The 11,839-nt window shown below is 61.0% G+C and carries 11 protein-coding genes; 6 read left to right on the forward strand and 5 right to left on the reverse strand.

What is annotated here, in order from left to right; translation table 11 throughout:
- The first annotated feature begins 99 nt into the window (after positions 1 to 99).
- From AC3I65_RS05585 to pdxH, 3 genes are all read left to right on the forward strand, one after another.
- Positions 100 to 1,245 (forward strand): serine hydrolase domain-containing protein, encoded by a 1,146-nt coding sequence (locus AC3I65_RS05585; RefSeq protein ID WP_160891707.1) that lies wholly within the window; start codon positions 100 to 102, stop codon positions 1,243 to 1,245.
- Positions 1,246 to 1,362: 117 nt separating this feature from the next.
- Positions 1,363 to 2,475, forward strand: coding sequence for an OmpA family protein (locus AC3I65_RS05590; RefSeq protein WP_274090917.1), 1,113 nt, complete (start codon positions 1,363 to 1,365; stop codon positions 2,473 to 2,475).
- A gap of 24 nt (positions 2,476 to 2,499) precedes the next feature.
- Complete coding sequence (gene pdxH, locus AC3I65_RS05595) at positions 2,500 to 3,147, forward strand: pyridoxamine 5'-phosphate oxidase (protein WP_047228401.1); 648 nt, start codon at positions 2,500 to 2,502, stop codon at positions 3,145 to 3,147.
- Here pdxH and AC3I65_RS05600 read toward each other — a convergent pair.
- On the reverse strand, positions 3,144 to 3,380 hold the full coding sequence (locus AC3I65_RS05600; protein ID WP_107321608.1) for a hypothetical protein: 237 nt from the start codon (positions 3,378 to 3,380) through the stop codon (positions 3,144 to 3,146). The two genes, pdxH and AC3I65_RS05600, sit on opposite strands and share 4 nt — an antisense overlap.
- A 172-nt stretch (positions 3,381 to 3,552) precedes the next feature.
- Between AC3I65_RS05600 and AC3I65_RS05605 the strand changes: the two genes are divergently transcribed.
- Positions 3,553 to 4,017 carry an outer membrane lipoprotein gene (locus AC3I65_RS05605; RefSeq protein WP_047228399.1) on the forward strand — a complete coding sequence of 155 codons (465 nt, stop codon included), beginning with the start codon at positions 3,553 to 3,555 and terminating at the stop codon, positions 4,015 to 4,017.
- Positions 4,018 to 5,082: 1,065 nt separating this feature from the next.
- Here the strand turns inward: AC3I65_RS05605 and nhaA are convergent.
- Entirely contained in the window at positions 5,083 to 6,273 is a 1,191-nt protein-coding gene (gene nhaA / locus AC3I65_RS05610) for a Na+/H+ antiporter NhaA (protein ID WP_047228398.1), read from the reverse strand.
- Positions 6,274 to 6,536: 263 nt separating this feature from the next.
- Here nhaA and AC3I65_RS05615 point away from each other — a divergent pair, with 263 nt between their 5' ends.
- Entirely contained in the window at positions 6,537 to 7,634 is a 1,098-nt protein-coding gene (locus AC3I65_RS05615) for a PLP-dependent cysteine synthase family protein (RefSeq protein ID WP_173407562.1), read from the forward strand.
- A gap of 154 nt (positions 7,635 to 7,788) precedes the next feature.
- On the opposite strand, the gene AC3I65_RS05620 is transcribed toward AC3I65_RS05615, so the two are convergent.
- From AC3I65_RS05620 to AC3I65_RS05630, 3 genes are all read right to left on the reverse strand, one after another.
- Entirely contained in the window at positions 7,789 to 9,402 is a 1,614-nt protein-coding gene (locus AC3I65_RS05620; RefSeq protein WP_047228396.1) for an NAD(P)/FAD-dependent oxidoreductase, read from the reverse strand.
- Positions 9,403 to 9,476: 74 nt separating this feature from the next.
- Entirely contained in the window at positions 9,477 to 10,151 is a 675-nt protein-coding gene (locus AC3I65_RS05625) for a COG3650 family protein (protein ID WP_488523535.1), read from the reverse strand.
- Between the two features lie 59 nt (positions 10,152 to 10,210).
- Positions 10,211 to 10,810 (reverse strand): short chain dehydrogenase, encoded by a 600-nt coding sequence (locus tag AC3I65_RS05630; RefSeq protein ID WP_173407314.1) that lies wholly within the window; start codon positions 10,808 to 10,810, stop codon positions 10,211 to 10,213.
- Positions 10,811 to 10,914: 104 nt separating this feature from the next.
- On the opposite strand from AC3I65_RS05630, the gene AC3I65_RS05635 reads away from it, so the two are divergent.
- Positions 10,915 to 11,829, forward strand: a complete 915-nt coding sequence (locus AC3I65_RS05635) for a LysR family transcriptional regulator (RefSeq protein WP_488523536.1) — start codon at positions 10,915 to 10,917, stop codon at positions 11,827 to 11,829.
- Positions 11,830 to 11,839 lie beyond the last annotated feature (10 nt).

An 11,839-nucleotide genomic window follows, 5' to 3' on the forward strand; every position in this document is an offset into this window, starting at 1 on the left:
GTCAGTCCGGTCAGCCGTCTTGCGGCGGTTCCCAAAAACCTCAATGGCTGAAACAATGCAGACCACTTCAAAAAAGTGTTTGTTTCAAGGGAGTTGCGGGTGCAGATTCAAGGCCATTATGAGCTTCAATTCGAGGCGGTGCGTGAAGCCTTCGCCGCGCTGTTCGACGATCCTCAGGAGCGCGGCGCGGCGTTGTGCATTCAGGTTGGTGGCCGCACGGTCATCGATCTGTGGGCCGGCACGGCCGACAAGGATGGCAGTGAAGCCTGGCACAGCGACACCATCGCCAATCTGTTTTCCTGCACCAAGACGTTCACCGCCGTCACCGCCCTGCAACTGGTGGCCGAAGGCAAGCTGCAGCTGGACGCCCCTGTCGCCCGCTACTGGCCTGAGTTCGCGGCAGCCGGCAAGCAAGCCGTCACGCTCCGTCAGTTGCTTTGCCACCAGGCCGGGTTGCCGGCGTTACGTGAATTGCTGGCGCCCGAAGCACTTTATAACTGGCAGACCATGGTCGATGCTCTGGCCGCTGAAGCGCCCTGGTGGACGCCGGGAGACGGTCACGGCTACGCGGCGATCACTTATGGCTGGCTGGTCGGCGAACTGCTGCGCAGGGCTGACGGTCGTGGGCCGGGGGCATCCATCGTGGCCCGTATTGCCAAGCCGTTGGGCCTGGATTTTCACGTCGGCTTGGCTGATGAAGAGTTTCATCGCGTGGCCCACATCGCTCGCGGCAAAGGCAATGTGGGGGATGCGGCGGCCCAGCGCCTTTTACAAGTAACGATGCGCGAACCCACGGCCATGACTACCCGGGCCTTTACTAACCCGCCCTCGATCATGACCAGCACCAATAAGCCAGAGTGGCGGCGCATGGAACAACCGGCGGCCAACGGCCATGGTAACGCCCGCAGCCTGGCCGGGTTTTATACCGGCCTGCTGGACGGCAGCCTGCTGGAGGGAGAAATGCTCGACGAACTGACTCGCCAGCACAGCTTCGGCGAGGACAAGACATTGTTGACCCAGACCCGTTTCGGCCTGGGTTGCATGCTCGATCAGCCGGATGTACCGAACGCGACCTACGGTCTCGGCCCTCGGGCATTCGGTCATCCTGGGGCAGGGGGCTCCATCGGTTTTGCCGACCCGGAGCACGATGTGGCTTTTGGCTTTGTGACAAACACCCTCGGGCCATACGTTTTGATGGATCCGCGGGCGCAGAACCTTGCGCGGGTACTTGCCACTTGTCTATAAAACGTTAGCGAAGGCGGCGGGCACAGGAACCTCGTGTTCCTTTCAGTTTCCAACCGTCTGTTTATGCGGCCCGAACATGGCCTTTGTTTTTTCTTTACATCATTTTGTGGATATCCAATGTCATTGAATAAATCTTTCGCTCTGGCGCTGTGCTTCGCTATCACCGGTTGCGCACAAACCCCACAAAATGATGCCGAGGGCGGCAGTGGCTGGTGGCCGTTCGGCGCCTCCGACAAGGTCGCGGCCAAAGAACCGACGTCAGCGGCGCCGCTGAAACCGGCTGCCGTCGCGCCACAAGCCAAGGCCGAGGGTGCCACTCACTGGTGGTGGCCGTTTTCTTCCGATGACGCCACCGACGGCGTCGCCAAAAAAGTCGACGCCAAACCTGAAGTCAAGACGCCGGTTACCGTTGCCAAGGCTGAAGCTGAAAGCAACGGCAAGTGGTGGTGGCCATTCGGCGGTAAAGATCAGGAAACCGCCAAGACGGTGCCGATGCCGGATCCGAAAGTCACCCAGGCTTGGCTCGACGACTACGAGCCAAAATTGCGCACGGCCATCAAGGACAGCAAGCTCGAACTTGAACGCCGCGACGACGTGCTGGTGGTCACCGCACCGGTGGACGGCTCCTTCAACCCGGATCGTCCGGCCATGCTGCTGCCGGTGAGCCTCGGCCCGTTCACCCGCGTTGCGAAAATTCTGGAAGCTGATCCGAAAACAGCCGTGCTGATCCTCGGCCACGCCGACACGTCGGGCGCCGCGCCGGTCAACCTGAAGCTCAGCCAGGAACGCGCCCAATCCGTGGCGGCGATTTTCCGTCTCAGCGGCTTGCAGCGTGATCGCCTGATGCTGCGTGGCATGGGTTCGGTTGCGCCCCGTGCCGCCAATGACAGCGTTGAAGGTCGCGCTTTGAATCGTCGTGTCGAGCTGCTGGTCACGCCGCAAAACACCATGGTTGCGCTGCTGAGCAAGTACAACATGCCGGCCCCGGCACCAGTAAGGTTGGTGGCGGTCCAGGACGTGAAACCTGCGGCTTTGGCGCCAGCGCCCGCGCCGGCGGCTAACAAGTCCAAGGCTGTTGCCAGCAAAAAAGCGCCGGCCAAGAAGGCTGTCGCCAAGGCTCCTGCCAAAAAAGCCCCGGCCAAGAAAGCGCCGGTGGCGAAGAAGCCGCAACCGACCAAAGCCGCTACCGATGCCAAGAAAGTCGCGGCTGCCGATGCATCCAAGCAGTGATGGGCTAACTACAAGGAACGCGCCATGACCCAGACGCTGGCTGATATGCGCCGCGACTACACCCGCGATGGCCTGACCGAGGCGCAGGCCCCGGCCGAGCCGTTCGCGCTGTTCCACCAGTGGTTCGCCGACGCGGTGAAAACCGAACAGGCGCCGGTGGAGGCCAACGCCATGACCTTGGCGACCGTGGATGCCGATGGGCGCCCGCACTGCCGGATCCTGCTGCTCAAGGGGCTTGATGCCCAAGGCTTCACGTTCTTCACCAACTACGAGAGCGCCAAGGGTCAGCAACTGGCCGCGAACCCGTTCGCGGCCATGACATTTTTCTGGCCGACGCTGGAGCGTCAGGTGCGTATCGAAGGCAAGGTGCAGAAGGTCACGGCGCAAGAGTCGGACGCCTATTATCAGGTACGGCCATTGGGCAGTCGCCTCGGGGCCTGGGCTTCACCTCAAAGCCGGGTGATTGCGGGTCGAGGTGAGCTGGAAGACTTGCTCAAGGCCACCGAACAACGCTTCAGTGACAGCCAGCCTCACTGCCCGGAGCATTGGGGGGGCTATCGTCTGCTGCCCGAGCGTATCGAATTCTGGCAGGGACGGGCCAGCCGTCTGCATGATCGCCTCAACTACCGCCTGCAAGAGGCGAGCTGGATCCGCGAGCGTCTGGCGCCTTAGCCCTGGGTATACCCTGCCGCCGCGGCCTGAAGCCATTGCGGCAGGTCGCGCCGCTTGATCCCTTGCTTCTGGGCGTGGGCCAATTGTTGCAGCATGTAAGTTTTTTTCAGCTCATCCTGCCCCGCCAAAGACAGCGCCAGATCGCGGTCCATCCAGCGTTTGATCCGCACGTACAGCCACCAATGAAAGTACAAACCGGCGACGGTGGTAGCGGCTATGATGAAATAATCCATGAGAAATCCTCAGGCCAGTGACGCGGATAGCGGAAATTGGCGCTACTGTTTGGGTGAATTTTTCGGGCGAGTCTGTATCCCACCTGAATGAAAACAATTTTATCCCGGCGAGGCCGTGACAGGCGTCAAGCTGCGGAGTTTAATGAATACCTGTCTTTTGGAGTTTGATGCTATGCGTAAGTCTGTTTTGCTGGTTGCTTCCTTTTCCACGATGGCGATGTTGCTCACTGGCTGTCAGTCGAGCCTGACCGGTGACTCCTATTCCCGTGACGAAGCGCGTCGCGTGCAGACGATTCGCATGGGGACCATTGAAGCCTTGCGTCCGGTCAAGATCGAAGGCACCAAGACCCCGATCGGCGGCGCGGCGGGTGCGGTGGTAGGTGGTGTGGGTGGCAGCGCCATCGGCGGTGGCCGTGGCAGTATCGTTGCTGCCGTGATCGGCGCCGTGGCCGGCGGCCTGATCGGCTCCGCGACCGAAGAAGGCCTGACCCGTACCCAGGGTGTGGAAATCACCGTTCGTGAAGACGACGGCAGCATGCGCGCCTATGTGCAGCAGGTTCAGGAAAACGAAGTGTTCCGTGTGGGTGAGCGGGTTCGTATTTCCACTGTGGATGGTACGAGCCGCGTATCGCACTAAGCTGGAATCGCTAAGAGAAAATCGCGCTTTTTCCTGAACGGGGAGGCGCGATTTTTTTTATGGCTTCGTTTCGGGGGGCGCGCGGCGTGTATATCCGTTTCTTCGGTAATGGCTGCTTATGGTTCCGCTCTTACAGCGGCTCACTTTTGAAGAGCGCAAAAGTAAGCAAAACGCTTCTGCCCCACCACTCGGCACCTCGCTTAGGCTCGGTGTGCCTGAACGAAGGCATTGCTCCGTGGGCCGCCGCGAAGGGCCATCCATGGCCCAGCGCGGCTAACCCGGCATCCATGCCGGGTTGCCCACTGCGCAATACCTTCGTTCAGCCAGCGTGGTTAACGGGGCGTCCAAGATCAACGTCCACCGCGAGGCGGCCTGACAGCCGGCCTGGTTTTCTGATGATCGCGTTTTTCCTGTGGGAGCGAGCCTGCTCGCGAAGAGGTCGACACATGCAACCTCTTCGTCAACTGTGTAGCCGCCTTTTCAGCCCTGCGATAGTTCAGTTACATAGCGATTGAATTGGCTGCCGTCATCGCGAGCAGGCTCGCTCCCACATTCGATCTTTCAGTGAGCACAAATTTATATCCAACACAGAACCACTGAGGGAGCGGGCTTGTTCGCGAAAAGGCCAACACACCCAACATCATCATCGACTGTGATACCGCTTTCGTGAGCAAGCCCGCTCCCACAGGAGAAACGCGGTCCCACCAAGAATCAGGCCGGCTGTCAGGCCGCCTCGCGGAGGATGTTGATCTCGGACGCCCCGTTAACCACGCTGGCCGAACGCAGGCATTGTGGAGTGGGCATCCCGGCATGGATGCCGGGATAGCCGCGCTGGGCCATGGATGGCCCTTCGCGGCGGGCCCACGGAGCAATGCCGGAGTGAGGGTACACCGAGCCTAAGCGAGGTGCCGAGTGGTGGGGCAGAAGCGTTTTGGTTACTTTTGCGCTGTTCAAAAGTGACCCGCCGTAAGGGCGGAACCGCCAGTGGCCGTCACCGAAGAAACGGATGTGCACACCAATACACACCAATAAACACACAACAAACATCACCCCGATCAGGTAATTTTAGTTGGCTTTAAATGCTGTCTGCTTACGACTAGCCGCCGCTGTCACCGCATAACCCAGCAACGCCGCCAGGATCGAGCCAGTGAGAATACCCATCCGGTCCATACCGGCATACTCACTGGTACCGGGCGCGAACGCCAGGGAGCCGACGAACAGGCTCATGGTGAAGCCGATGCCGCACAGGATTGCCACGCCCAGTATCTGCCCCCAGTTGGCGCCGGCGGGCAGGCTGGCGATACCGATCTTGACCGCCAGCCAGGTCAGGCCGAAAACGCCGACGGTCTTGCCCAGCAACAGGCCGATGGCGATGCCCATCGGCACGTGATGGGTGAAGCTCTCGACGGTGACGCCGCTCAGGGACAAGCCGGCGTTGGCGAAGGCGAAGAGCGGCAGGATGCCATAGGCCACCCAGGGGTGCAGGGCATGTTCCAGGGTCAGCAGCGGCGAGGTCTCGGCATTTTTTGTGCGCAGCGGAATGCAGAACGCCAGGGTCACACCGGCCAGGGTGGCATGGACACCGCTCTTGAGTACGCAGACCCAGAGAATCAGGCCGACAACCATGTAGGGGCCGAGCTTGACCACTCCCGCGCGGTTCATCGCCACCAGCGCGGCGATGCAGGCGGCTGCCAATACCAGTGACAAGGTCGACAGGGCGCCCGAGTAGAAGATGGCAATGATGATAATGGCGCCCAGGTCGTCGATGATCGCCAGGGTCATCAAAAACAGCTTGAGCGACACGGGTACCCGTTTGCCCAGTAGGGCCAGCACGCCAAGGGCGAAGGCGATGTCGGTGGCCGTTGGAATCGCCCAGCCTGCGAGGGCGGCCGGATTGTCGCGGTTGAGGAACCAGTAGATCAGGGCGGGGACGACCATGCCACCGATCGCTGCCGCACCCGGCAAGACGATCTGCGAGGGTTTCGACAGCTGCCCGTCGAGAACCTCACGTTTGACTTCGAGGCCGATGAGCAGAAAGAACATGGCCATCAGGCCGTCGTTGATCCACAACAACGCCGGTTTGGCGATTTTCAGCGCCCCGATCTGGGCCACCACAGGGGTGTCCAGAAAGTCCGTATAGAGCCACGACAGCGGTGAGTTATTGAGTATCAGGGCCAGCACGGCGGCGGCGATCAATAGCAGGCCGCTGGCAGCTTCCAACTGAAGGAAACGGGTCAAAGTATTACGTAGAGGCACGGTTGCTCTCCATGGATCAAATCAAAAAGATGGTCCACCCTAACCGGTACTGTTAGTTGTTAAAACAAAAGTTATATTCTTTTTTGTTATATGTCGTTACAACGCATGCAACGCGTGGTCAGGCAGTGACAGGCCATATTGGACCTTAGCTGTACCTGTGCGCGATGTCGGTTTTTTCCTAAGCTTGCGACTGGTTTTTCCGAGACAAGTCGTGCCTGCCTGTACGTCAGGTTCCTCGCGTCGCATTGATCCAGTGAGAAGACATCATGAATGACCACCGCCAGTGGGCGCGTGAAGCGATCCGTATCATCGAGGCTGACTTCCAGCGCAGCGCCGACACCCATCTGATTCCACTGGCGCTGCCAGGGCTGCCGGGTATCGAGTTGTACTTCAAGGATGAGTCCAGCCACCCCACCGGCAGCCTCAAGCATCGACTCGCCCGCTCGCTGTTTCTCTACGCGCTGTGTAATGGCTGGCTCAAGCCTGGCGCCCCGGTGATCGAGGCTTCAAGCGGATCGACGGCTATTTCCGAGGCTTACTTCGCGAGGCTTTTGGGCTTGCCCTTTATTGCGGTGATGCCGGCGACCACCTCCCGGGAAAAAATCGCACAGATCGCCTTCTATGGTGGCCAGAGTCACCTGGTGGACGATCCTACGCAGATCTACGCCGAGTCCGAGCGTTTGGCCCGTGAGCATGACGGCCACTTCATCGACCAGTTCACCTACGCCGAGCGCGCCACGGACTGGCGCGCCAATAACAACATTGCCGAATCGATCTTCCAGCAGATGCGTTTCGAGCGGCATCCGGAGCCGAGCTGGCTGATTTCCAGCCCCGGCACCGGCGGCACCACCGCGACCCTGGGTCGTTACGTACGCTACCGCCAGCACTGTACCCGTGTGCTGTGTGCCGACGCCGAGCGTTCGGTGTTTTTCGACTATTACCGCAGCGGCGATGCGAGCCTGCGCCTGGATTGTGGTTCGCGGATCGAAGGTATCGGCCGGCCAAGGGTCGAAGCGTCGTTTTTGCCCAAGGTGATCGATGCGATGGTCAAAGTGCCGGATGCCCTGTCGCTGGCGGCCATGCACTACCTGGCCCAGCGATTGGGCCGACGGGTCGGCGGATCCAGCGGCACCAACCTGATCGGCGCGCTGATCGCCGCCAGGCAGATGGTGCAAGCAGGTGAGACGGGCTCGATCGTGGCAATCTTGTGTGACGGCGGTGAGCGCTATGCCACGACCTATTACGATCCGGCGTGGCTCAAGGCCCAGGGCTATGAGCTGAGTGGATTGATGGACGCCGTGGCGGCGAGTGTGGAGCGGGGTGAGGCGCTGCCGGAAAGTGTGCTCCGAGCCAATATCTGAACACTGGAAAACACTGAATTTCCTTGTGGCAGCGAGCTTGTGTGGGAGCTGGGCTTGCCCGCGATAGCATCACCTCGGTTCACCTGATAGACCGAGCTGCCTGCATCGCGGGCAAGCCCAGCTCCCACAAAGCTTCTCCCGCAGTGGGTAGGGGTCAGGCCTTGAGGCCCAGGATATCCCGCGCCACCGCCTCGGCAATCCGGATTCCGTCCACGCCCGCCGAGAGAATCCCGCCCGCGTAGCCGGCGCCTTCACCAGCCGGGAACAAGCCCTTGACGTTCAGGCTTTGCAACGTTTCGTCGCGGGTGATGCGCAGCGGCGACGAGGTGCGGGTTTCAATGCCGGTCAGCACGGCGTCATGCAGCGAGTAGCCGCGAATCTGCTTTTCGAACGCCGGCAGGGCTTCACGGATGGCTTCGATGGCGAAGTCGGGCAGGGCCAAGGCCAGGTCGCCCAAAGACACTCCCGGTTTGTAGGACGGCTCGACGCTGCCCAGCGCCGTAGACGGTTTGCCGGCAATGAAATCGCCCACCAGTTGTGCCGGGGCTTCGTAGTTGCTGCCACCGAGCACGAAAGCGTGGGATTCCAGACGCTCCTGCAATTCGATGCCCGCCAAGGGGCCGCCCGGGTAATCCACTTCAGGCGTAATGCCCACCACGATGCCGGAGTTGGCGTTGCGCTCGTTACGTGAATACTGGCTCATGCCGTTGGTCACGACGCGGTTCGGCTCGGAGGTGGCCGCCACTACGGTGCCGCCCGGGCACATGCAGAAGCTGTACACCGAGCGACCGTTCTTGGCGTGGTGCACCAGTTTGTAATCGGCGGCGCCAAGCTTCGGGTGGCCGGCATATTTGCCCAGGCGCGCGCTGTCGATCAGCGATTGCGGGTGTTCGATGCGGAAACCCACCGAGAACGGCTTGGCTTCCATGTACACGCCGCGGCCGTGGAGCATGCGGAACGTGTCCCGGGCGCTGTGGCCCAGGGCCAGAATCACATGTTTTGAATGAATACGTTCGCCACTGGCCAGTTCAACACCGACCAACTGGCCGTCCTCGATCAACACATCCGTGACCCGCTGCTGGAAGCGAACTTCGCCGCCCAGGGCGCGAATCTGCTCACGCATGTTTTCCACGACGCCTGTCAGACGGAACGTACCGATGTGCGGCTTGCTGACGTAGAGGATTTCTTCCGGCGCGCCGGCCTTGACGAATTCGTGCAGGACTTTGCGACCCAGGAACTTGGGATCCTTGATCTGGCTGTAGAGCTTGCCGTCGGAGAACGTCCCCGCACCGCCTTCGCCGAACTGCACGTTGGATTCGGGGTTGAGCACGCTTTTGCGCCACAGGCCCCAGGTGTCCTTGGTGCGCTGCCGCACTTCGGGGCCGCGCTCGAGGATGATCGGTTTGAAGCCCATCTGTGCCAGCAACATGGCGGCGAAGATCCCACACGGGCCGAAGCCGACCACGATCGGCCGTTCGCTCAGGTCAGCCGGTGCCTGGCCCACCACTTTATAACTGACATCCGGCGCCTGGTTGACGTTACGGTCATCGGCGAACTTGCGCAGCAAGCCGGCTTCATCGCGCACCGTCAGGTCGATGGTGTAGATGAAGCACAGTTCGGAGGACTTCTTACGCGCGTCGTAGCTGCGTTTGAACAGGGTGAAGTCGAGCAGGTCATCGCTGGCGATGCCCAGGCGCTGCACGATGGCTGGGCGCAGGTCTTCTTCGGGATGGTCGATCGGCAGCTTGAGTTCGGTGATTCGTAACATGACAGGATCCGGTTCGCGGGACGCACAACTGCGCCAGGGCGTGAGCCGGCGATTATAAGCCAAAAAACTTCGAATCAGTCGTTACGCGCACCGCCGAAGTAAGCGCATCCGCGCTGGACCTGACCGTTGACCCGCAGCTCGGCACTCATGTGCTGCACGCTGCCGGTCACGCTGTCGACGCAGCGCTGGGGAGTGACCCAAAGCTCGACCTTCTGGCCGTTGGCTTCGGTGCCGAGATTGAAGCGGCCATCGCCCAGTTGTTCTTCAACGAAAGGCACTGCCAGAGGCGGCTGGCCCTCACGTTCGAGCACCAGGCCTTTGCCGCTGGCGTTCAGATTCCACTCGGGGCCATGGCCGGTGGCGCGCAGGAGCAGCCGCTTGAAGTCGGCGTCGTCGCAAGCGCTGCCCGAACGCTCCAGGCGATACAGCTGCTCAAGATTCAACTGGCTGTCGGTACCGGCCGCTGCGCTGGTGACGATATGGCCGCGCACATCGGCAAACAGTCTGCCCTGATCATCGGCCAGGCTGGCGGCCTGTTGCAGTACGCTGGTGCCGCCGCTGTCGTTGACGATGTAGCGACGCTGCTCCTGGCAGGGCTGGAACACCAGCTTGCCATCGGCCGCCGTAAGTTCGCCCTGCATGCGCATCTGGCCGGCATGGGAAACGCTCTGGGGTGGAGCGTCGAGCAACTGGCAGCCGGCGAAAAGCGGCAGGAGGGCGACAAACAGCAGGGAACGGGCGGCACGCATCATTGAGTCTCCAGACAAGTGCCGCCACGTTACGCAGACTGATCCTGCATCACAAGAGGTCAACCGACGTGAAAGGTCTGGCCAGTCTGCAGGCCTTCGACACTCTTGGCGTAGGCCAATGCGACATCGGCGGCTGGTACCGGCTTATAGCCACGGAAGTACGGGGCATAGTTGTCCATGGCTTCGAGCAGCACGTTCGGACTCACCGAGTTGACCCGCAAGCCCCGGGGCAATTCGATTGCCGCGGCACGCACGAAACTGTCCAGGGCACCGTTGACCAGCGCCGCCGACGCACCGCTTCTGATCGGATCGTGGCTGAGCACGCCAGTGGTGAAGGTGAAGGACGCACCGTCATTGGCGAATTCGCGGCCGATCAGCAGCAGGTTGACCTGGCCCATCAGTTTGTCTTTCAAACCCAGGGCGAAGCTGTCCTGCGTCATCTCGTCCAAGGGCGCAAAGGTGACGTTGCCCGCGGCGCAGACCAGTGCATCGAAGCGACCGGTTTTCTCGAACAGGGCACGGATCGAAGAGCTGTCACTGATATCCACGTGCAGGTCGCCGCTGTGACGGCCGATGCGGACAATCTCGTGACGCGGCGACAGTTCTTTATCAATGGCCGAACCGATGGTGCCGCTGGCGCCGATCAACAGGATTTTCATTAGCTGTTCCTCAATGGGCTGGATGAGATTGCAGTCTAGAGAGGTTCTTTCTCTTGATAATCGTGGTAATAGGCAACCTTTGGTTTTCAATTGGAAACAATCCGATGAGCGAAATGGACGACCTGGCGGCGTTCGCCGTGTTGATCGAGGCCGGTAGTTTCACCCTGGCGGCCCAGCAATTGGGCTGCAGCAAGGGCCAGTTGTCCAAGCGCATCAGCCTGCTGGAGAGTCGGTTTTCGGTGGTGTTGCTACAGCGCACCACGCGACGCTTGAGTCTCACGGCAGCGGGGGCGGCGTTATTGCCCCAGGCCCAGGCGTTGTTGGTGCAGGTGCAAAGGGCGCGTCAGGCCCTGGCTCGCCTGAAGGATGACATTTCCGGGCCGGTGCGTATGACGGTTCCGGTGTCGTTGGGCGAAACCTTCTTTGAGGGTTTGCTGACGGAGTTCGCCCAGCGCTACCCCGACGTGCAGATTGAACTGGAACTCAACAATGGCTACCGGGATCTGTCCCGTGATGGTTTCGACCTGGCGATCCGCTCCGACGCTACCCTCGATGAGCGCCTGGTGGCGCGTCCGCTGCTGGCCTGGCATGAGCTGACCTGCGCCAGCCCGGCCTACCTCGAACACTACGGCGAACCCCTGACGCCCCAGGGCCTGGTCGAACATCGTTGCCTGCTCAACAGTCATTACAGCGGCCGCGAAGAATGGCTCTATCACCAGCAACACGAATTGTTGCGGGTGCGGGTATCGGGACCGTTCGCCAGCAATCACTACAGCCTGCTGAAAAAAGCCGCCCTGGCCAACGCCGGGATCGCCCGGTTGCCGTCCTATCTGTTGCATGAGGAATTGGCTGACGGACGTTTGCGCTGGTTACTCAGGGATTTTCAGACCCGTCGCATGCCGATGTACCTCGTGCACCCGTACCAGGGCGGCTTGCCCAAGCGCACCCAGGTGCTGGCCGATTATCTGATCGACTGGTTCAAGCGCAGTGGCGAGGCGCTGGATCGGCTTCAGCGATAGCAAGGCATCA

It is taken from the genome of Pseudomonas sp. N-1-13, from assembly GCF_057787095.1.